We start from the raw sequence: 21,739 nt of genomic DNA on the forward strand, positions 1-21,739 counted from the left end.
CCGAGCCCCATGACGCCCGCGCCCCTGACCGCCGTTTTCGACTCGCCCGACAGCACGTTGCACGCGCTGGCGATGCTGCCGCTCGCGGTGCAGTATGCGTTCGCCGTCGTGCTCGGCCTGTGCGTCGGCAGCTTCGTGAACGTCGTCGTGCACCGGGTCCCGGTGATGATGCAGCGCGCGTGGCAGGCCGAAATCGCCGAAGCAACCGGCAGCGCAAGCTCGCCGCCGGACGACGGCTATCCGCCGCACTACGATCTGTGGCGCCCGCGCAGCGCCTGTCCGCATTGCGGTCACGTGCTGCGCGCGTGGGAAAACATCCCGCTCGTCAGCTACCTGCTGTTGCGCGGGCGCTGCCGTCAGTGCGGCCATGCGATCGGCGTGCGCTATCCGCTCGTCGAGCTCGCCGGTGCGCTGCTCGCCGCCGGTTCGCTCGCCGCGTTCGGCCCCACCGTTGCCGCACTCGCCGCGTTCGGACTGTGCGCCGCGCTGCTGGCGATGAGCGCGATCGATATCCAGACCGGCTACCTGCCCGATTCGATGACACTGCCGCTGCTGTGGGCCGGGCTCGCACTGAATCTCGGCGGCACGTTCACGTCGCTGCGTTCGGCCGTGGTCGGCGCGATGGCCGGCTACCTGTTCCTGTGGTCGGTCTACTGGCTGTTCAAGTGGCTGCGCGGCATCGAGGGCATCGGCTTCGGCGACCTGAAGTTGCTCGCCGCGCTCGGCGCGTGGATGGGCTGGGCCGCGCTGCCGCAGGTCGTGCTGTTCGCCGCGGTGACGGGTGCGCTCGTCGGGCTCGTCGCGACCTGGCGCGGGCGCATGCGCTTCGAGGAGCCGATTCCGTTCGGCCCGTTCCTCGCGGCAGGCGGCGTCGCCACGCTGTTTTTCGGTACCCCTTTCTATTCGGCGCTCGGCGGCTGACATGACACGCTGCCGGCGTCCGCCATGTTCGCTGCGTCGCGGGGAGGCGCTTCGCTTCCGCGCGGCGGCCCGGCGGAGGCTCACATGTTTGCAATAGGACTGACCGGCGGCATCGGCAGCGGCAAGACGACCGTCGCCGACCTGTTCGCCGCACGCGGTGCATCGCTCGTCGACACCGACCTGATCGCGCACCGCATCACCGCACCGGCCGGTCTCGCGATGCCCGCGATCGAACACGCATTCGGACCGGACTTCGTCGCGGCCGACGGCTCGCTCGATCGCGCGAAGATGCGCGCACTCATTTTCAGCGACGACGATGCACGCCGGCGCCTCGAGGCGATCACGCATCCGCTGATCCGCGCCGAAACCGATCGCGAAGCCCGCGCAGCGCAGGGCCCTTACGTGATCTTCGTCGTGCCGCTGCTCGTGGAGTCAGGTAACTGGAAGGCGCGCAGCGATCGTGTGCTCGTGGTCGACTGTCCGGTCGAAACGCAGATCGCACGTGTGATGCGACGCAATGATTTCACGCACGAACAGGTCGAAGCGATCATCGCGAGACAGGCAACCCGCGAAGCGCGTCTCGCAGCGGCCGACGACGTGATCGTCAACGACGCGACGACACCCGATGCGCTCGGCGCGCAGGTCGATGCACTGCACCAACGCTATCTCGCATTGGCGGCTGCCGCGCACTGATCGCGGCGTGCGATCGTGATGGTGTACGAAATTGGTGCGTTGCTAGGGTAGACAGTGAGCATTAGAATGTCCTGCATTGTTTCAATCCCTACCCTAGAGGCGAGCGCGCTTGATTCTTTACGAGTATCCGTTCAACGAGCGAATTCGCACGCTGTTGCGCCTCGAAGACCTGTTCGAGCGCTTCGCGTTCTTTTTGGCTCAGGAGGACCCGCGTGAGCATCACGTCGCGCTGACGACGCTGTTCGAAATCGCCGAGGTCACGGGCCGCGCGGACCTGAAATCGGATCTGATGAAAGAGCTCGAACGTCAACGCCAGACGCTCGCCCCCTTTCGCGGCAATCCGGGCATCGAACAGAATGCGCTCGAGTCCGTGCTCGGTGAAATCGAGCAGACGCTCGCCAATCTTGCGCAGATGCAGGGCAAGACCGGGCAGCATCTGGTCGACAACGAGTGGCTCGCCAGCATCCGCAGCCGCGCGGTGATTCCCGGCGGCACGTGCAAGTTCGACCTGCCGTCGTACTACGCGTGGCAGCAATGGCCCGCGGAACAGCGGCGCCAGGACATCGCGAAATGGATCCTGCCGCTGCTGCCGCTGCGCGATGCCGCGGCGATCGTGCTGCGGCTCGCGCGCGAATCGGGCCAGGCGTCGAAGGTGATGGCGATGCAGGGCAGCTACCAGCAGATGCTGTCGGGGCGCACCTATCAGCTGATGCAGGTGCGCGTGCCGCCGGAGCTGCGCGTGATTCCCGAAGCGAGCGCCAACAAATACATGTTGTGGGTACGGTTCACCATGCAGGACGGCGACGTGCGGCCGCGCGCGGTGGACATCGACGTGCCGTTCCATCTGACACTGTGCAATCTGTAACGGCCGTGTGCCGGTTCGACGCTTTCGTATGACTACCGTTGTGAAATGTCCTTCGTGCGGCGCAGAAGTGCGCTGGACGCCTGAAAACAAGTTCCGTCCCTTCTGTTCGGCCCGCTGCAAGCAGCTCGACCTCGGCGCATGGGCCGCGGAAAAGTACCGGATCGGCGGATCCTCCGACGAGGGTCCGTCTTCGGAGGAAGACGGCACCGACGGCCGCCGCGACAGCTGAGCGGCGCACGGCACCGCCCATGGGCGGATACGGCCCGCCTTTCAGGCGAGCCGTCACGGCGTCATTGCGACGCCGCTTCCTTCTCGAGCAGTTCCAGCACCGGCAGCGCCGCCGGCAACAGCGGCGCGACCTCGACCGGCAGTTGCTGCCATACGAACGCCTGCCCTTCCTTGCTGTGCGGCTCGCCCGTCCAGCCCGTCACCTTGCAGAAATAGAGCCGCACGTACGCGTGCGGATAATCGTGTTCGAGCGTATGCCAGCGGTGGCTGGCCGTGACTTCGATGCCGAGCTCCTCGTGCAGCTCACGCGCCAGCGCGTCCTCGACGCTCTCCCCGGCCTCCAGCTTGCCGCCCGGAAACTCCCAATAGCCTTCATACGGCTTGCCCTGCAGCCGCTGCGCGAGCAGGTAGCGACCGTCTGGCTGCACCATCACGCCGACCGCGACCTCCGTCACCTTCCGGCCGTCGGGCGCGCGCACGGCGCTCGTTACGGAATCCGTGCTCATGCCTGCTCCTTGCGGCCCGACCAGTCGCGCGCGAACTGCCATGCGACACGCCCCGAACGCGAACCGCGCTCGAGCGCCCAGACGAGCGCATCGCCGCGTGCCGTCTCGATCTCGGCGTCCGCGCAACCGAAATGGCGCAGCCAGTGCGCGACGATGTCGAGGTAGTCGTCCTGCTTGAACGGGTAGAAGCTGACCCACAGGCCGAAGCGCTCCGACAGCGAGATCTTTTCCTCGACGACTTCGCCGGGGTGGATCTCGCCGTCCGGCAGATGCTTGTACGACTCGTTGTCGCTCATGTACTCGGGCAGCAGATGGCGGCGATTCGACGTCGCGTAGATCAGCACGTTGTCGGACTGCGCGGCGATCGAGCCGTCGAGCGCGACCTTCAGCGCCTTGTAGCCCGATTCGCCATCCTCGAACGACAGGTCGTCGCAGAACACGATGAACCGCTCCGGACGCTGCGAGATCACCTCGACGATGTCGCCGAGATCGTGAAGATCGTCCTTGTCGACTTCGATCAGGCGCAGCCCGTCCTTCGCATAGGCGTTCAGGCACGCCTTGATCAGCGACGACTTGCCGGTGCCGCGGGCACCGGTCAGCAGCACGTTGTTCGCCGGCTTGCACTGCACGAACTGTCGCGTGTTCTGCTCGATCAGCCCTTTCTGCCGATCGATGTTGTGCAGGTCGTCGAGCGTGATCGTCGACGCTGCCGGCACCGGCTGCAGATAGCCGCGCCCCTGGCGCTTGCGCCAGCGGAACGCGGTGGCGGCGTTCCAGTCGACGGCCGCCGGCGCCGGGGGCAGCATCCCCTCGAGGCGGCCGAGCAGCGCTTCCGCGCGCGTCAGAAACTGTTCGAGCTTGTCCATGTCGTTCGAGCGCTCCCGATCAGGAGCGGTAGTCCGCGTTGATGCTCACGTAATCGTGCGACAGGTCGCACGTCCAGACCGTTGCCTGCGCGTCGCCGCGGCCGAGCAGCACGCGGATCGTGATTTCGCTCTGCTTCATCACGCGCTGGCCGTCCTCTTCCTGATAAGCCGGGTTGCGGCCGCCGGCCTTCGCGACGAGCACGTCGTCGAGATAGAGATCGATCTTGCCGACGTCGAGATCCGTGACGCCCGCGTAGCCGATCGCCGCGAGAATCCGGCCCAGGTTGGGGTCGGATGCATAGAAGGCCGTCTTCACCAGCGGCGAATGCCCGATCGCATACGCGATCTGGCGGCACTCGGCGACGCTCTTGCCGCCCTCGACCTGCACCGTCATGAATTTCGTCGCGCCTTCGCCGTCGCGCACGATCAGCTGCGACAGCTGCTGGGCAACCTGCGTCACTGCACCGCGCAGCGCCGCATAAGCCGGCGAGTCGGTCGACGTGATCGCGGGCAGCGTGCTCTTGCCCGACGCGATCAGGATGAACGAGTCGTTCGTCGACGTGTCGCCGTCGATCGTGATGCAGTTGAACGAGCGGTCGGCCACTTCCTTTACGAGCGTGTCGAGTACCGGCTGCGCGACGTTCGCATCGAACGCGAGGAAGCCGAGCATCGTCGCCATGTTCGGCTTGATCATGCCCGCGCCCTTGCTGATGCCCGTCAGCGTGACCGTATGGCCGTCGATCGTCACCTGGCGCGACGTGGCCTTCGGCAGCGTGTCAGTCGTCATGATCGCCTGCGCGGCGTCGTACCAGTTCGCGGCCTTGCGGTTCGCGAGCGCGGCCGGCAGCCCGGCCTTCAGGCGGTCGATCGGCAGCGGCTCGAGAATCACGCCGGTCGAGAACGGCAGCACCTGGGCGGCGTCGAGGCCCGCGAGGCGCGCGAGTTCCGCGCAGGTTTCGCGGGTGTTCGCGAGGCCCGGCTCGCCGGTGCCCGCATTCGCGTTGCCCGTGTTCACGACGAGCGCGCGGATGCCCGCGCCGCCCGCGCGCACCTTCGCGAGATGCTCGCGGCACACGATCACGGGCGCGGCGCAGAAGCGGTTCTCGGTGAATACGCCGGCGACCGTCGCCCCTTCGTCGACGGAGATGACCAGCACGTCCTTGCGATTCGGCTTGCGGATGTTCGCTTCCGCCCAGCCGAGCGTGACGCCGGCGACGGGATGGAGTTGGGCGGGATCGATCGACGGAAAATTGACAGCCATGGGGCACACCTGCCGGATGGAAAATGCCGGCACGCGCCGGCATCGATTGGAAGAACCGGCGGCCGCACGCGCGGGCCGCCGCAACTCACGTCACTGACTCGAAGCTGCGAACGAAGCGGCACGCGGATGCGCGCCGCCGCCGATCATGACAGCCTCCCGTGACATTGCTTGTACTTCTTGCCGCTGCCGCACGGGCACGGGTCGTTGCGGCCGACCTTCGGCATCTCGCCGCCGGGGCCGCTGTGGGTCATCGCGCTGCCGACCATGTCGGCCGTCGCCGTGGCCGCGGTGGCGGCTGCGACGTTCGCGACCGGCGCGCCGGATTCCGCGTAGTCGGCGTGCTGAAACTCGACGTTTTCGAGATGACCGCCGCGCTCCTCGATCTGCTCGGCGGCTTCCTCGAGCTGCTCCGGCGACTGGATCTGCACGTTCATCACGATGCGCGTGACTTCCTGCTTGATCGCGTCGAGCATCGCGGCGAACAGCTCGAACGCTTCGCGCTTGTATTCCTGCTTCGGGTTCTTCTGCGCATAGCCGCGCAGGTGGATGCCCTGGCGCAGGTGGTCGAGCGCCGCGAGGTGCTCGCGCCACAGCCGGTCGACCGTCTGCAGCATCACCGAACGCTCGAACGCGCTGAACGATTCGCGGCCGACCAGCGCGACCTTCGCCTCATACTGCTCGTCGGCGGCGGTCGTCACGGCTTCGAGAATCTCGTCGGCCGTGATCGACGACGACTCGTTCACCATTTCCTGGATCGCGAGGTCGAGCTGCCAGTCGTTGCGCAGGGCTTCCTCGAGCTCGGGCACGTCCCACTGTTCCTCGATGCTGCCTTCCGGCACGAACTGGCGGACGACTTCGGTGATCACGCCGTGACGCATCGCCGAGATCGTCTCGGTGATGTCGTGCGCTTCGAGCAATTCGTTGCGCTGCTGGTAGATCACCTTGCGCTGGTCGTTCGACACGTCGTCGTATTCGAGCAGCTGCTTGCGGATGTCGAAGTTGCGCGCTTCGACCTTGCGCTGCGCCGATTCGATCGAACGCGTGACGATGCCGGCCTCGATCGCCTCGCCTTCCGGCATCTTCAGGCGATCCATGATCGAGCGCACGCGGTCGCCCGCGAAGATGCGCAGCAGCGGATCGTCGAGCGACAGGTAGAAGCGCGACGAGCCCGGATCGCCCTGGCGGCCCGCACGGCCGCGCAGCTGGTTGTCGATCCGGCGCGATTCATGGCGCTCGGTGCCGATGATGTGCAGGCCGCCCGCGGCCTTCACCTGCTCGTGCAGCGTTTCCCACTCGTCGTGCAACTGCTTGATGCGGCGCGCCTTTTCGTCGGCCGGGATCGCTTCGTCGGCTTCGATGAATGCGGCCTGCTTCTCCGCGTTGCCGCCGAGCACGATGTCGGTCCCGCGACCGGCCATGTTGGTCGCGATCGTGATGCGCTTCGGACGGCCGGCTTCCGCGACGATCGCCGCTTCGCGCTCGTGCTGCTTCGCGTTCAGCACCTCGTGCGGCAGCCCGGCCTGCTTCAGCAGGTGCGACAGCAGTTCCGAGTTCTCGATCGACGTCGTGCCGACCAGCACCGGCTGACCGCGCTCGTAGCACTCGCGAATGTCGCGGATCACCGCGTCGTAGCGCTCCTTGGCCGTCTTGTAGATCTGGTCCTGCTTGTCGATCCGCTTCGGCGGACGGTTGGTCGGGATCACGACCGTCTCGAGGCCGTAGATCTCGTTGAATTCGTACGCTTCGGTGTCCGCCGTGCCCGTCATGCCCGCGAGCTTCGCGTACATCCGGAAGTAGTTCTGGAACGTGATCGAGGCGAGCGTCTGGTTCTCGCTCTGGATCTTCACGTGCTCCTTCGCCTCGACCGCCTGGTGCAGGCCGTCGGACCAGCGGCGGTCCGCCATCAGGCGGCCCGTGAATTCGTCGACGATCACCACTTCGCCGTTCTGCACGACGTAGTGCTGATCCTTGTGGAACAGCGTGTGGGCGCGCAGCGCCGCGTACACGTGGTGCATCAGCGTGATGTTCTGCGGTGCGTACAGGCTCTCGCCCTCGCCGATCAGGCCCCACTCGGCGAGCAGCCGCTCGGCCTTCTCGTGGCCCGACTCCGTCAGGAACACCTGGCGCGACTTCTCGTCGAGCGTGTAGTCGCCCGGCTTCTCGACGCCCGTGCCATCGGCCTTCTCCTCGCCGATCTGGCGCTCGAGCAGCGGCGGCAGCGCGTTCATCCGCACGTACAGCTCGGTGTGGTCTTCCGCCTGGCCCGAAATGATCAGCGGCGTACGCGCCTCGTCGATCAGGATCGAGTCCACTTCGTCGACGACCGCGAAGTTCAGGGCCCGCTGCACGCGCGCGTCGGTCTCGTAGACCATGTTGTCGCGCAGGTAGTCGAAGCCGAACTCGTTGTTCGTGCCGTAGGTGATGTCCGACGCGTAGGCCTGCTGCTTCTGGTCGTGTTCCATGCCGGACAGGTTGATGCCGACCGACAGACCGAGGAAGTTGTAGAGGCGCGCCATCCATTCGGCGTCGCGCTGCGCGAGGTAGTCGTTGACCGTCACCACGTGCACGCCACGGCCGGCCAGCGCATTCAGGTACACGGGCAGCGTCGCGACGAGCGTCTTGCCTTCGCCGGTGCGCATTTCCGCGATCTTGCCGTAGTGGAGCACCATGCCGCCGATCAGCTGCACGTCGAAATGGCGCATCTTCAGCACGCGGCGGCTCGCCTCCCGGCAGACCGCGAACGCCTCGGGCAGCAGCTTGTCGAGCGACTCGCCGCCCGCGATCCGCTGGCGGAACTCATCCGTCTTGCCGCGCAACTGGTCGTCCGTCAGCTTCTCGATCTGCGTTTCGAGCGCATTGATCGTCGCGACGGTCTTTTGGTATTGCTTGACGAGCCGCTGGTTGCGGCTGCCAAAAATTTTCTGGAGAAAACCGGTTGTCATCGGATCGGATCCTGCGTCGCAGCACCGGCGCCCGGCGCGTGTTGCGCGCCCCGACGCCCGAGCCTCGGCGGCTTAGCGAATTAGTGGAATCAAACGAGGAATTTTAGCACGCGAGGAAGCATGCGCCGGTGTCCCGGCCTGACCCACGCCGCACGCCGAACCCGTGCAGGCAACCGGGCGCACGGCCCGAAAGCCGCCCGTGCGGGAGCCGGCGCGGGTACAATCGGCGTCAACGTCCGCGCCCGTGCGCGCCCGAAGAATGCCTCGATGAATCGATTTTCCAAGCGTTTCGGCCCGCTCCCCGCATATCGCCCGCAACCCGTGTCCGAAGTGCTCAACCGCACCGACGCGTTCGCGGCGCTGCGCGCCGGCGTCGAACAGGTCGCGTCGCTGCAGCGCGACCTCGCCGCGCTCCTGCCCGACTATCTTGCGAGTCATGTCGAACCGGGCTCCATCAAGGACGGCACCCTGACCCTCTTTGCCGCGCACAATGCGCTCGCGGCCCGCCTGCGGCAGGTCGAGCCGCGCCTGCTCGCCGATCTCCAGAAGCGCGGCTGGCCGGTCTCGGCGCTGCGCGTTCGCGTGCGTCCGAAGGACGCGCCGGAACCGCCGCACGTGAAGCAGGCGCGCATGACGACCGTCGGCGCCGCCGCGTTGCGCGAACTCGCCGATCACCTCGAGCCGTCGCCGCTGCAGGCCGCGCTCGCGCGGATGGCCGCACGGCACGGTGCGAAGTCGTCGCGCTGAACGCGCGCCGCCACCGCCCGTGCGGGCCGGCCGCCCAATAAAAAAGCGACCCGAGGGTCGCTTTTTTTATCGCGGGGCGCCGGACGCCGATCAGGCGAAGGCCGTCTGCGCGTCGAACGCGAAGCCCTTCGGCGCAGCCTGCGGATCGTCGAACGTGACGATCTCGTACGCGTCTTCGTGCGCGAGCAGTTCGCGCAGCAGCGCGTTGTTCAGCCCGTGGCCCGACTTGTACGCGGTGTACGACGCCAGCAGCGGATGGCCGACCACGTACAGGTCGCCGATCGCATCGAGCATCTTGTGCTTCACGAACTCGTCGTCGTAACGCAGCCCGTCGTTGTTCAGGATCCGGTACTCGTCGAGCACGATCGCGTTGTCCATGCTGCCGCCGCGCGCGAGACCCAGCTCGCGCATCATTTCGACTTCATGGGCAAAACCGAACGTGCGCGCACGCGCGATCTCGCGCACGTACGACGTATTCGCGAAATCGACCTCGAGCTCCTGGCCGGTCTTGTCGACGGCCGGGTGACGAAAGTCGATCGTGAACTTCAGCTTGAAGCCGAAATACGGATCGAGACGCGCGAACTTGTCGCCGTCGCGGATTTCGACCGGCTTCTTCACCTTGATGAAGCGCTTCGGCGCGTTCTGCTCCTCGATGCCCGCGGACTGGATCAGGAACACGAAGGACGCGGCGCTGCCGTCCATGATCGGGATTTCCTCGGCCGTCACGTCGACATAGAGGTTGTCGATGCCGAGGCCGGCGCACGCCGACATCAGGTGCTCGACGGTCGACACGCGCGCTCCGTCCTTCTGCAGCACCGACGCGAGCCGCGTGTCGCCGATCGACATCGCGGATGCCGGAATGTCGACAGGCGTGGGCAGGTCGACGCGCGAGAATACGATCCCCGTGCCCGGCGCGGCCGGGCGGAGCGTCAGTTCGACCTTGCGGCCCGAGTGGAGACCGATGCCCACGGTCTTCACGATCGATTTGATGGTGCGCTGCTTCAGCATGATGTTCTTCGTCTTGATTGAGAATATCAATCAGGAGTTATATTCGATAGGTGAGATTATAGCGTAATTCCCTATTCGACGCTGTTTGAAACTGCGTATCAATCTGTTTCGACTGGTTACCCGCGCCGATACGGGACGGGCCGATGCCCGGAACGGAGGCGTTTCCGGTCATCGGCCCGTGTTACAACTGCCCTGAGGCCGGTGAGCAGCGTTGCCGGCAGGCAACGGCGCACCGCAGGATCAGGACTTCAACGTCGCGAGCACACTCGCCGCATCGCTCACTTCGAACTTGCCCGGCGCTTCGACGGCCAGCGTCTTGACCACACCGTCGTCGACCACCATCGCGTAGCGCAGGGAACGGATTCCCATGCCACGCGCGGACAAATCCTGCGTCAGCCCCAGCGCATGAGTGAAAGCAGCGCTGCCGTCCGCCATCATGCGCACCTTGCCCGCGGTGTGCAGATCACGTCCCCATGCGCCCATCACGAATGCGTCGTTGACGGACACGCACCAGAGCTCGTCGATGCCCGCCGAGCGCAGTTGCTCGGCGTGCTCGACATAGCCCGGCACATGCTGCGCCGAGCAGGTCGGCGTGAAAGCTCCCGGCAATCCGAAGATCACCACCCGCTTTCCCGCAACCTGGTCGCGCACGCTGAAGGCATTCGGCCCCAGCGTGCAGCCTTCGCGCGCGTCGTCGATGAACTCGAACAGTTGCGCGTCGGGCAGCGCGTCGCCCACTTGAATCATGGCTGGTCCCTCATAGCGATACGGTTTTTCAGCGTGTTGCGGACAGCACGGCCCATCCCGCCTCGCTCGAGCGAAGAGGGCACGTTTCCCGGCCCGGCGTCGCATCCGACGCGGCCTGTCGTGGTCCGTGGCATCCGTCACGCCGGCGTTACCGCGGCAAACTTGCCGCGGCTTCGCCTGTGTGCGTCGTCAGTCAGCCTGCTTGCGCAGGAAAGCCGGGATGTCGTACGTGTCGACACCCTTCTCCTGCAGCGCCTGCACGTGCGATGCCGCGGTTTCGCGCGAGTTGCGCCACACCGCCGGCGTATCGAGCGCGCCGTAGTCGGCCGTGCTGACGTGCTGCGGCTGCGCATAGCCGTGCGAGACGTTCACCGGCTGGTTGTCGGTGCCGGTGCGCAGCAGCGTCATCGGAGCCGATTGCTGCTTCTTCGCCGCCCGGCCCAGACCCGTCGCCACGACCGTCACGCGCAGCGCATCGCCCATCGCGTCGTCGTACACCGCACCGAAGATCACCGTGGCATCTTCCGCCGCGTAGCTCTTGATCGTGTTCATCACTTCGCGCGTTTCCGACAGACGCAGCGAACGGCTCGACGTGATGTTGACCAGCACGCCGCGCGCGCCCGACAGATCGACGCCTTCGAGCAGCGGGCTCGCCACGGCCTGTTCCGCCGCGAGGCGTGCGCGATCGACGCCGGCGACCGTCGCCGTGCCCATCATCGCCTTGCCTTGCTCGCCCATCACCGTCTTCACGTCTTCGAAGTCGACGTTCACGAGGCCATCGACATTGATGATTTCGGCAATGCCCGCAACCGCGTTGTTCAACACGTCGTCCGCGCACTGGAAGCACTTGTCCATCTCGGCGTCATCGCCCATCACGTCGAACAGCTTGTCGTTCAGGACGACGATCAGCGAGTCGACGTGATCCTCCAGTTGCTGCGAGCCTGCTTCCGCGACGCGCATGCGCTTGCCGCCTTCGAATTCGAACGGCTTGCTGACGACACCAACCGTCAGGATGCCCATCTCCTTCGCGATCTGCGCGACCACCGGCGCCGCGCCCGTGCCCGTGCCGCCACCCATGCCGGCCGTGATGAACACCATGTGCGCGCCACGCAGTGCGTCGGCGATGCGCTCGCGCGCCTCTTCCGCCGCCGCCTTGCCCATTTCCGGCTTCGCGCCGGCGCCGAGGCCCGTGTTGCCGAGCTGGATCACGGACGGTGCGCGCGCACGCGACAGCGCCTGTGCGTCGGTGTTCATCACGATGAAGTCGACGCCCTGCACGCCACGGTTGATCATGTGCTGAACGGCATTGCCGCCAGCGCCGCCAACGCCGACCACCTTGATGATGGTGCCGTTGGTTTCGGTTTCCAGCATTTCGAATTCCATTGTTGCCTCCGTCAAGAAAATAGAACTACTCGGCCGTTATTCGGCAGGAGATCGGGCAACCCCCTGTCGCGCGCCAGCCGCCGGCACCGGCGCGAATTTCGATTCGGTATGTCAAAAGTTGCTCAGGAACCATTCCTTCATCCGCGAGAAGATCTGCCCCGCGTTGCCGGACTGCACGGCGACCTTGCGGCCGCGCATGCGCTGCGCACTGCCTTCGACCAGCAGGCCCATCGCCGTCGAGTAGCGCGGGTTGCGCACCACGTCGGCGAGGCCGCCTGCGTATTCCGGCGCGCCGATGCGCACCGGCTTCAGGAAAATGTCTTCGCCGAGCTCGACCATGCCCGGCATCATCGAAGCCCCGCCGGTAATGACCACGCCGGAGCTCAGCAGTTCTTCGTAACCCGACTCGCGCACGACCTGCTGCACGAGCGAGAACAGTTCCTCGACGCGCGGCTCGATCACGGCGGCAAGTGCCTGGCGCGACAGCGTGCGCGGACCGCGTTCGCCGAGGCCCGGCACTTCGACCATCTCGTCCGGATCGGCGAGCGCCTGCTTCGCGATCCCGTAGCCGACCTTGATGTCTTCCGCGTCCGGCGTCGGCGTGCGCAGCGCCATCGCGATGTCGCTCGTGATCTGGTCGCCGGCGATCGGAATCACTGCGGTGTGGCGGATCGCGCCTTCGGCGAAGATCGCGATGTCGGTCGTGCCGCCGCCGACGTCGACCAGCACCACGCCGAGATCCTTCTCGTCTTCAGTCAGCACGGCCAGCGACGACGCGAGCGGCTGCAGGATCAGGTCGTTCACTTCCAGCCCGCAGCGGCGCACGCACTTGACGATGTTCTGCGCGGCGCTGACCGCACCGGTCACGATGTGCACCTTCACCTCGAGGCGGATCCCGCTCATGCCGATCGGCTCGCGCACGTCTTCCTGGCCGTCGATGATGAATTCCTGCGTGAGGATGTGCAGCACCTGCTGGTCGGTCGGGATGTTGATCGCCTTCGCGGTCTCGATCACGCGCGCGACGTCGGTCTGCGTGACTTCCTTGTCCTTGATCGCGACCATCCCGCTCGAGTTGAAGCTGCGGATGTGGCTGCCGGCGATCCCCGTGAACACGTTGGTGATCTTGCAGTCGGCCATCAGCTCGGCTTCCTCGAGCGCGCGCTGGATCGACTGCACGGTGGCCTCGATGTTGACCACCACGCCCTTCTTCAGACCTTTCGACTCGCTCTGGCCGAGGCCGATCACCTCGTAATGGCCTTCGCCCTTCAGCTCGGCGACGATGGCCACCACCTTCGACGTGCCGATGTCGAGGGAAACCAGCAGATCCTTGTAGTCTTTGCTCATAAAGTGCTCTTGCGTGTGATCTCTCGTTACTTCTTGCGCTTGTCGGTATCGGTCAGGAACCGCATGCCTGCCGCACGAATCGCGAATCCGTTCGGATAACGCAGGTCCGCGTACTCGATGTCGTTGCCCCAACGCTCCGTGACAGCCGGCCACGCGGCGACGAGGCGCTGGCTCCGGTCATGCAGCGACTCGCTGTTGCGTTCCTTGCCCAGCTCGACCTGCATGCCGTTCGACAGCTTCACCGTCCACGCGTAACGCGCCGACAGCGTCACTTCTTCCGGCGCCGCCTTCAGCGGCGCAAACCAGTGCGCGAAGTCGTGATACCGCGTGACGACTTCCTTCGCACTGCCCTCCGGGCCGTCGAACGCGGGCAATTCCTGATCCAGTTCGCCCTGGTTCGCGGTGAACAGCTCGCCGTCGACGCTCACGAGCTGCGCACTGCCCCAGGTCCCGAGCGGTTTGTACTCCTCGAGCGTGACAGCCAGCGCATTCGGCCACACCCGGCGCACGCTCGCGTGGCGCACCCACGGCATCTGCTCGAACGCGGCCCGCGCCGCGTCGAGATCGACCGTGAAGAAATTGCCCTTCAGCCGGCCGACCACGCCCGCACGCACCGTCGGCGAGTTGATGTGCTCGGTGTCGCCATCGATCCGGATTTCGCGCAGCGCGAACGTCGGACGCTGGATCAGCCAGTAGCAGCCGGCCGCCGCCAACACGAGCAGCAACAGCGCGTACAGCGCGCTGGCGGCAAGGTTGAGTTGGCGAACGTTGTTCCACATACGTCGTTCCGTTCCTGCGTCAGTCGTTGAGCGTAAGCGACAGCACCTTCACGACCAGCTCCGAATAGCTGATGCCGATCGAGCGCGCCGCCTTCGGCGGCAGCGAGTGGTCGGTCATCCCGGGGGCCGTGTTCACTTCCAGGAAATACGCGTTGCCGGCGGCGTCGAGCATGAAGTCCGCACGGCCCCAGTCGGTGCAGCCGAGCACGTCGAACGCGCGGCGCGCGATGCGCTTCAGTTCCGCTTCCTGTTCGGCGGGCAGCCCGCACGGAATCAGGTACTGCGTGTCGTCGGCGACATACTTCGCGTGGTAGTCGTAGAACTCGCCGGCCGGCACGATCTTGATCAGCGGCAGGTCGAGATCGCCGGCGATGCACGCGGTGTATTCGCCGCCGCCTTCGATGCTCTTCTCGACGATCACGATCTTGTCGTGCGTCGCCGCTTCCGACAGTGCGGCGGGCAACGCGTCGGCCGTCTTCACCTTCAGCACCGCGACGCTCGAGCCTTCGCTCGCCGGCTTCACGAACAGCGGCAGGCCGAGCTTCGCGACGATGTCCGTCGCGCGCGCCGCGTAGTCGTCGCCGCGCATCACCGTCTCGAACGGCGGCGTCGGCACGCCCGTCTGCTGCCACACGAGCTTCGTGCGGAACTTGTCGAGGCCGAGCGCCGAGCCGAGCACGCCGCTGCCCGTGTAGCGGATCCCGTAGAAATCGAGTGCGCCCTGGATCTGGCCGTTCTCGCCGTAGCCGCCGTGCAGCGCGTTGAATGCGCGCACGAAGCCTTCGTCCTTCAGCGCCGACAGCGGCCGCTCGGCCGGGTCGAACGGATGCGCGTCGACGCCCGCATCGCGCAGGCCCTGCAGCACGAGGCGGCCCGAGGTGAGCGACACCTCGCGCTCGGCGGATTCGCCGCCGAACAACACCGCCACCTTGCCGAAACGTTTCGGATCGATCCCGCTCATGTCATGCCTTCTGTTGAGTGTGTTGCACGAGCTTCGCCGGCACGCCGCCGATCGAACCCGCGCCCATCGTGATCACCACGTCGCCGTTCTGCGCGACCTTCGCCAATGCATCCGGCACGTCGTCGACCGTCGCGACGAACACCGGGTCGACCTTCCCCACCGCGCGCAGCGCACGCGACAGCGCGTCGCCGTTGGCCGTCGCGATCGCCGCTTCGCCCGCGGCATAAACTTCCGTCAGCACCAGCGCGTCGACCGTCGACAGCACGTTGACGAAATCGTCGAAGCAGTCGCGCGTGCGCGTGTAGCGGTGCGGCTGGAACGCCAGCACGAGGCGGCGGCCCGGGAACGCGCCGCGCGCGGCCGCGATCGTCGCGGCCATCTCGACCGGGTGGTGGCCGTAATCGTCGATCAGCGTGTACTGGCCGCCGTCCGCGCTCGGCACCTCGCCGTAGCGCTGGAAGCGCCGGCCGACGCCGTTGAATTCCGCGAGCGCCAGCTGGATCGCGTCGTCCGCCACGCCGAGATCGGTCGCGATCGCGATCGCCGCGAGCGCGTTCTGCACGTTGTGCAGGCCCGGCAGGTTCAGCACCACCGCGAGCGGCGCACGGCCTTCGCGGATCACCGTGAAGTGCATGCGGCCGTCGCGCGCGTCGATGTCTTCCGCGCGCACCTGCGCGTCCGGCGACAGCCCGTAGCGCACGACCGGCTTCGAGATGAACGGGATGATCTGCCGCACGTTCGGATCGTCGACGCACACCACCGCGCTGCCGTAGAACGGCAGGCGCTGCGTGAACTCGATGAACGCCTGCTTGAGCCGCGCGAAATCGTGGCCGTAAGTGTCCATGTGATCGGCGTCGATGTTCGTGATGACTTCGATCACCGGATACAGATTCAGGAACGACGCGTCCGACTCGTCGGCCTCGGCGACGATGAAGTCGCCCGTGCCGAGCCGCGCGTTCGCGCCGGCGCTGATCAGCCGGCCGCCGATCACGAAGGTCGGGTCGAGGCCGCCTGCCGCGAGCACGCTCGCGACGAGGCTCGTCGTCGTGGTCTTGCCGTGCGTGCCGGCGATCGCGATGCCCTGCTTCAGGCGCATCAGTTCCGCGAGCATCACCGCGCGCTGCACGATCGGCACGCGCTGGCTACGCGCGGCCAGCACCTCGGGGTTGTCCGAGCGCACGGCCGTCGATACGACGACCGCGTTCGCGCCCTCGATGTTCGCCGCGTCGTGGCCGATCGCGATCCGCGCGCCGAGCGCCTCGAGACGGTCGGTCACCGCGTTGCGCGACAGGTCGGAGCCGCTGACCTCGTAGCCGAGGTTGACGAGCACTTCGGCGATGCCGCTCATGCCCGCGCCGCCGATCCCGACGAAATGAATGTGTTTGACGATGTGTTTCATTGCAGTTTTTCCAGGTTCGCGCCGGCCGCCTTCGCGCAGACACGCGCGACTTCGTCGGTGGCCTCGGGCTTCGCCAGCGAGCGCGAACGCTCCGCCATGTCCGCGAGCGACGCCCGCGACTGGCCGCGCAGCCAGTCGGCGAGCAGTTCCGCCGACAGGTCGCGTTGTTGCACCAGCACGGCCGCGCCCGCATCGGCGAGGAACGCGGCGTTGGTCGTCTGGTGGTCGTCGACCGCGTACGGGAACGGCACGAACAGCGCCGCCACGCCCACCGCCGCGATCTCCGACACCGTCATCGCGCCGGAACGGCAGATCACGAGATCCGCCGCCGCGTACGCGCTCGCCATGTCGTCGATGAACGGCACGAGCCGCACGTCTTCGCCGGCCGCGAAACCGGCCGCTTCGTAATTCGCCTTCAGCGCGTCGATGTGCTTCGCGCCGGCCTGGTGCACGACGCGCGGGCGCTCGTCCGGCGTCAGCAGCGCCAGCGCGCGCGGCACGACTTCGTTCAGCGCGGCCGCACCGAGGCTGCCGCCGACGACCAGCACGTTCAGCGGGCCGCTGCGCGACGCATAGCGTGCTTTGGGCGGTTCCGTGTGCGCAAGTTCCGCACGAATCGGGTTGCCGGTCCATTCCGCGTGCGGCAGCGCGCCGGGAAACGCGACGAGCACGCGTTTGGCCAGTTTCGCGAGCACCTTGTTGGTCAGGCCCGCGATCGAATTCTGTTCGTGCAGCACGAGCGGACGACCCGACAGCGCGGCCATCACGCCCGCCGGGAACGTGATGTAGCCGCCCATCCCGAGCACGACGTCGGGCCGCACGCGGCGCAGCGCGCCGAGGCTCTGCCAGCATGCGCGCAGCAGGTTGAACGGCAGCGTCAGCTTGGTCTTCAGGCCCTTGCCGCGCAGTCCGCCGAAGCGCACGTATTCCATCGGAATGCCGTGCTTCGGCACGAGCGTCGCTTCCATCCCGGCCGGATTGCCGAGCCACACGACGCGCCAGCCCGCCGCTTCCATCCGGTGCGCGACCGCGAGCCCCGGGAACACGTGGCCCCCGGTGCCGCCTGCCATCACCATCAGCGTGCGTCGCGACGCGGTCATACCTTCCCTCCCCGCATCAGTACGCGATTTTCATAATCGACCCGCAGCAGCACCGCGAGCGCGACACAGTTCAGCAGGATGCCCGAGCCGCCATAGCTCACGAGCGGCAGCGTCAGGCCTTTGGTCGGCAGCAGGCCGAGGTTCACGCCCATGTTGATGAACGTCTGCGCGCCGAACCAGATACCGATGCCCTTCGCCGTCAGGCCCGCGAACGTGCGATCGAGCGCGAGCGCCTGGCGGCCGATCTCGAACGCGCGGCGCACGATCCAGTAGAACAGCAGGATCACGACCATCACGCCGACAAAGCCGAGTTCCTCGCCGATCACCGCGAGGATGAAGTCGGTATGCGCTTCGGGCAGGTAGTTCAGCTTCTCGACGCTGCCGCCGAGGCCGACGCCGAACCACTCGCCGCGGCCGAACGCGATCAGCGAATGCGTGAGCTGGTACGCCTTGCCCTGCGCATACCGTTCGTCCCACGGATCGAGATACGCGAAGATCCGCTCGCGACGCCACGGCGACAGCCATACGAGCATCGTGAAGGTGCCGACCGCCGTCGCAACCAGGCCGCCGAACAGCTTGCCGTTCACGCCGCCGAGGAACAGCACGCCCATCGCGATCGCGGCGACCACCATGAACGCGCCCATGTCCGGCTCGAGCAGCAGCAGCGCGCCGACGAGACCGACCGCGAACGCCATCGGCAGAAAGCCTTTCGCGAAGCTCTGCATGTACTCCTGCTTGCGCACCGTGTAGTTCGCCGCGTAGATCGTCACCGCGAGCTTCATGATTTCCGACGGCTGCATGTTCGTGATGCCGAGCGGAATCCAGCGGCGCGCGCCGTTCACGCCCTTGCCGACGTGCGGGATCAGCACGATCACGAGGCCGACCAGCGCGATCAGGAAGAGATGCGGCGCGTATTTGTCCCAGGTCGACACCGGCACGCGGAACGCGATCACCGCCGCGATGAACGCGACGACGAGCGACACGCAGTGGCGCATCAGGAACGCGTAATCGTGATACGACGCGTATTTCGGAGAATCGGGCATCGCGATCGACGCCGAATACACCATCACGACGCCGAGCCCGAGCAGCGCGATCGCGACCCACAGCAGCGAGTAGTCGAAGTCGAGCATCCGCGAGCGGCTCGGCCGCACGCCGTTGACGACGCTCGCGAGGCCGCCGGTCGCAGCGCGCGTGGCGGACGCGACGCGGCCGCCGGCGGCATTGCCGCCGGTGTCGCGCCGGTCGTTGAAACGGGAGACGAGGCGATCGGACCAGCTCATGGCGTCGCTCCTTTGTCGATGGCGACTTCATCCACCGCCGCGCGGAACACCTCCGCGCGATGGGCGTAGTTCCTGAACATGTCGAGGCTCGCGCACGCGGGCGACAGCAGCACCGCATCGCCCGGCTCGGCGAGCTCGGCGGCGGCACGCACCGCGCCTTCGAGCGTCGCGTGGTCCGCGAGCGGCACGCCGGTTTCGGCGAGCGTGTCGCGAATCGCCGGCGCGTCGCGGCCGATCAGCATCACCGCACGACACCAGCGCGCGACCGGCGCGACCAGCGGCGCGAAATCCTGCCCCTTGCCGTCGCCGCCGGCGATCAGCACGATCTTCTGCGCGAGCCCGTCGAGCGCGGCCACCGTCGCGCCGACGTTCGTTCCCTTGCTGTCGTCGACGTAGTCCACGTCGTCGATCGTCGCGATCACTTCGACGCGATGCGCCTCGCCGCGGTATTCGCGCAGCGCGTGCAGCAGCGGCGCTGCGGCCAAGTCGATCGCACGCGCGAGCGCGAACGCGGCCAGCGCGTTCGCCGCGTTGTGCAGCCCGCGGATGCGCAGCGCGTCGACCGGCATCAGGCGCTTCTGCGCGATGTCGGGCGTATGCGCGCCGTCGCGCTTGCGCCGGCGGGTCGTCGTCGTTTCGTCCGGCGCGTCGCGGTCGACCGCTTCGACCAGCCACGCGATACCGTTATCGCGCGACAGCCCGTAGTCGCCGTCCTGCACCGGTTCGTTCAGCCCGAACGTGACCGTGCGCGCCGCATCGGCCGCGCCGGCAGCCGGCGCGAACTTCATCACGGCCGCATCGTCGCGGTTGAGCACGCGCGTCGTCGTCGCGCCGAAGATCCGGCCCTTCGCGGCCGCATACGCGTCGAAGCTGCCGTGCCAGTCGAGGTGATCCTGCGTGATGTTGAGAATCGCGGCCGCGTCGGGCGCGAACGTGCGCGCCGTCTCGAGCTGGAAGCTCGACAGTTCGAGCACCCAGACGTCGGGCAGCGCCGTCTCGTCGATCGCGCCCGCGAGCCGGTCGAGCATCGCCGGGCTGATGTTGCCGGCGACGGCGACCTTCTTGCCCGAACGCCGGCACAGCAGGCCCGTCAGGCTCGTCGTCGTGGTCTTGCCGTTGGTGCCGGTGATCGCGAGCACCTTCGGCTGGTAGCCGCTCGTGCCGAGCGCGCGCAGCGCCTGCGCGAAGAATTCCAGTTCGCCCCAGACCGCGATCGCGCGCTCGTTCGCGGCCGCGATCAGCGCCGCCAGCGCCGGTTCGAGCGGCGACAGGCCGGGGCTCAGCCCGACGATCTCGACGCCGCCGTCGAGCAGCGCGGGCGTGAACGGCCCGCCGACGAACTCCGCATCGATGCCTTCGGCCTGCAGCGCGGCAAGGTTCGGCGGCGCCTCGCGGGTATCGGCAATACGCAGCCGGCACCCGTGCCTCGCGCACCACCGCGCGATCGCGAGACCCGATTCACCGAGCCCCAGTACGAGCACCATCGGCCGCTGCCGATCTCCAAACATCTCGCCAGACATCCTTGTTACCTTTCCTTTACCGCAGCTTGAGGGTGGACAGACCGAACAGGCACAGCATCAGCGTGATGATCCAGAAACGCACCACCACCTGCGTTTCCTTCCAGCCGGACAATTCGAAATGGTGATGCAGCGGCGCCATCTTCAGCAGGCGCCGCCCTTCGCCGTAACGCTTCTTCGTGTACTTGAACCACGACACCTGCAGCATCACCGACAGCGTTTCCGCGACGAAGATGCCGCCCATGATGAACAGCACGATTTCCTGGCGCACGATCACCGCGACCGTGCCGAGCGCGCCGCCGAGCGCCAGCGCGCCGACGTCGCCCATGAACACCTGCGCGGGGTGCGTGTTGTACCAGAGGAACGCGAGCCCTGCCCCGCCCATCGCGGAACAGAAGATCAGCAGTTCACCGGCGCCCGGGATGTGCGGGAACAGCAGGTATTTCGAATAGACCGAGCTGCCCATCACGTACGCGAACACGCCGAGCGACCCGCCGACCAGCACGACCGGCATGATCACGAGCCCGTCGAGGCCGTCGGTCAGGTTCACCGCGTTGCTCGCGCCGACGATCACGAAATACGTCAGCACGATGAAGCCCCAGACGCCCAGCGGATAGCTGATCGACTTCAGGAACGGCAGCATCAGGTCGGCCCGCGCCGGCAGCCCCATCGACAGGCCGCTCCTCACCCACGCCATGAACAGGTCGAACACGCGCACGTTGTTCGCCTCCGACACGCTGAATGCGAGGTAGACCGCCGCGAACAGCCCGATCACCGACTGCCAGAAATACTTTTCGCGCGACGACATCCCGCGCGGGTCCTTGTAGACGACCTTGCGGTAGTCGTCGACCCAGCCGATCACGCCGAAGCCGAACGTGACGAGCATGACGATCCAGATGAAACGGTTCGTCAGGTCGCCCCACAGCAGCGTCGCGACCGCGATGCCGATCAGGATCAGCACGCCGCCCATCGTCGGCGTGCCGGACTTGACGAGATGGCTTTGCGGGCCGTCCTTGCGCACGGCCTGCCCGACCTTCATTTGCGTCAGCTTGCGGATCACCCACGGTCCGCACACGAGCCCGATACCGAGCGCGGTGATGGTAGCCATCACCGCACGGAACGTCAGGTACGTGAACAAGCGCAAAAAGCTTGCGTCTCCCTGCAGCCATTGCGCCAGCGCCAGCAGCATGCT

General features: G+C 66.8%; 20 protein-coding genes. 5 read left to right on the forward strand and 15 right to left on the reverse strand.

Annotation, left to right across the window (positions count from 1 at the left end; genetic code table 11):
* The first annotated feature begins 9 nt into the window (after positions 1–9).
* The 4 genes from PL79_RS29755 to PL79_RS29770 all read left to right on the forward strand — a co-directional run bounded on the left by PL79_RS29755 (position 10) and on the right by PL79_RS29770 (position 2,708).
* Positions 10–921, forward strand: coding sequence for a prepilin peptidase (locus PL79_RS29755; protein ID WP_044844221.1), 912 nt, complete (start codon positions 10–12; stop codon positions 919–921).
* Between the two features lie 84 nt (positions 922–1,005).
* On the forward strand, positions 1,006–1,614 hold the full coding sequence (coaE, locus tag PL79_RS29760) for a dephospho-CoA kinase (RefSeq protein WP_044844222.1): 609 nt from the start codon (positions 1,006–1,008) through the stop codon (positions 1,612–1,614).
* A 109-nt stretch (positions 1,615–1,723) separates the two neighbouring features.
* Entirely contained in the window at positions 1,724–2,479 is a 756-nt protein-coding gene (gene zapD, locus PL79_RS29765; RefSeq protein ID WP_044844223.1) for a cell division protein ZapD, read from the forward strand.
* A 28-nt stretch (positions 2,480–2,507) separates the two neighbouring features.
* A complete protein-coding gene (locus PL79_RS29770) occupies positions 2,508–2,708 on the forward strand; it encodes a DNA gyrase inhibitor YacG (protein ID WP_039317342.1) in 201 nt (66 codons plus the stop codon).
* Between the two features lie 61 nt (positions 2,709–2,769).
* On the opposite strand, the gene PL79_RS29775 is transcribed toward PL79_RS29770, so the two are convergent.
* From PL79_RS29775 to secA, 4 genes are all read right to left on the reverse strand, one after another.
* Positions 2,770–3,213: an NUDIX domain-containing protein gene (locus tag PL79_RS29775; RefSeq protein ID WP_044844224.1), complete on the reverse strand. Its 444-nt coding sequence runs from the start codon at positions 3,211–3,213 to the stop codon at positions 2,770–2,772.
* Positions 3,210–4,079 carry an ATP-binding protein gene (locus PL79_RS29780; RefSeq protein ID WP_044844225.1) on the reverse strand — a complete coding sequence of 290 codons (870 nt, stop codon included), beginning with the start codon at positions 4,077–4,079 and terminating at the stop codon, positions 3,210–3,212. The genes PL79_RS29775 and PL79_RS29780 overlap by 4 nt, the downstream gene beginning before the upstream one ends.
* Positions 4,080–4,098: 19 nt before the next feature.
* Complete coding sequence (gene argJ / locus PL79_RS29785) at positions 4,099–5,340, reverse strand: bifunctional glutamate N-acetyltransferase/amino-acid acetyltransferase ArgJ (RefSeq protein ID WP_044844226.1); 1,242 nt, start codon at positions 5,338–5,340, stop codon at positions 4,099–4,101.
* A gap of 143 nt (positions 5,341–5,483) precedes the next feature.
* A complete protein-coding gene (gene secA / locus PL79_RS29790; RefSeq protein ID WP_135801176.1) occupies positions 5,484–8,282 on the reverse strand; it encodes a preprotein translocase subunit SecA in 2,799 nt (932 codons plus the stop codon).
* 267 nt (positions 8,283–8,549) lie between these two features.
* On the opposite strand from secA, the gene PL79_RS29795 reads away from it, so the two are divergent.
* Entirely contained in the window at positions 8,550–9,029 is a 480-nt protein-coding gene (locus tag PL79_RS29795) for a DUF721 domain-containing protein (protein WP_044844228.1), read from the forward strand.
* A 90-nt stretch (positions 9,030–9,119) separates the two neighbouring features.
* Here the strand turns inward: PL79_RS29795 and lpxC are convergent, their stop codons facing one another.
* The 11 genes from lpxC to mraY form a co-directional block, all read right to left on the reverse strand.
* Complete coding sequence (gene lpxC / locus PL79_RS29800) at positions 9,120–10,037, reverse strand: UDP-3-O-acyl-N-acetylglucosamine deacetylase (protein WP_044844229.1); 918 nt, start codon at positions 10,035–10,037, stop codon at positions 9,120–9,122.
* 240 nt (positions 10,038–10,277) lie between these two features.
* Entirely contained in the window at positions 10,278–10,784 is a 507-nt protein-coding gene (locus PL79_RS29805) for a peroxiredoxin (RefSeq protein WP_044844230.1), read from the reverse strand.
* A 189-nt stretch (positions 10,785–10,973) separates the two neighbouring features.
* On the reverse strand, positions 10,974–12,167 hold the full coding sequence (ftsZ, locus tag PL79_RS29810) for a cell division protein FtsZ (RefSeq protein ID WP_044844231.1): 1,194 nt from the start codon (positions 12,165–12,167) through the stop codon (positions 10,974–10,976).
* 111 nt (positions 12,168–12,278) lie between these two features.
* Complete coding sequence (gene ftsA / locus PL79_RS29820) at positions 12,279–13,511, reverse strand: cell division protein FtsA (protein WP_044844232.1); 1,233 nt, start codon at positions 13,509–13,511, stop codon at positions 12,279–12,281.
* Positions 13,512–13,537: 26 nt separating this feature from the next.
* Entirely contained in the window at positions 13,538–14,290 is a 753-nt protein-coding gene (locus PL79_RS29825) for a cell division protein FtsQ/DivIB (RefSeq protein ID WP_044844233.1), read from the reverse strand.
* A gap of 19 nt (positions 14,291–14,309) precedes the next feature.
* A complete protein-coding gene (locus tag PL79_RS29830; protein ID WP_040143319.1) occupies positions 14,310–15,251 on the reverse strand; it encodes a D-alanine--D-alanine ligase in 942 nt (313 codons plus the stop codon).
* Position 15,252: 1 nt separating this feature from the next.
* On the reverse strand, positions 15,253–16,650 hold the full coding sequence (murC, locus tag PL79_RS29835; protein WP_044844234.1) for a UDP-N-acetylmuramate--L-alanine ligase: 1,398 nt from the start codon (positions 16,648–16,650) through the stop codon (positions 15,253–15,255).
* Positions 16,647–17,750, reverse strand: a complete 1,104-nt coding sequence (gene murG / locus PL79_RS29840) for an undecaprenyldiphospho-muramoylpentapeptide beta-N-acetylglucosaminyltransferase (RefSeq protein WP_044844235.1) — start codon at positions 17,748–17,750, stop codon at positions 16,647–16,649. Before murG ends, murC begins: the two co-directional genes overlap by 4 nt.
* Positions 17,747–19,030, reverse strand: a complete 1,284-nt coding sequence (gene ftsW / locus PL79_RS29845; RefSeq protein WP_044844236.1) for a putative lipid II flippase FtsW — start codon at positions 19,028–19,030, stop codon at positions 17,747–17,749. The genes murG and ftsW overlap by 4 nt, the downstream gene beginning before the upstream one ends.
* Positions 19,027–20,538, reverse strand: a complete 1,512-nt coding sequence (gene murD / locus PL79_RS29850; RefSeq protein ID WP_044844237.1) for a UDP-N-acetylmuramoyl-L-alanine--D-glutamate ligase — start codon at positions 20,536–20,538, stop codon at positions 19,027–19,029. Before murD ends, ftsW begins: the two co-directional genes overlap by 4 nt.
* 28 nt (positions 20,539–20,566) lie before the next feature.
* Positions 20,567–21,736, reverse strand: a complete 1,170-nt coding sequence (gene mraY, locus PL79_RS29855; protein WP_006752439.1) for a phospho-N-acetylmuramoyl-pentapeptide-transferase — start codon at positions 21,734–21,736, stop codon at positions 20,567–20,569.
* Positions 21,737–21,739 lie beyond the last annotated feature (3 nt).

Origin of the sequence: Burkholderia sp. USMB20, assembly GCF_000949135.2 — a bacterium.
GTDB lineage: Bacteria > Pseudomonadota > Gammaproteobacteria > Burkholderiales > Burkholderiaceae > Burkholderia.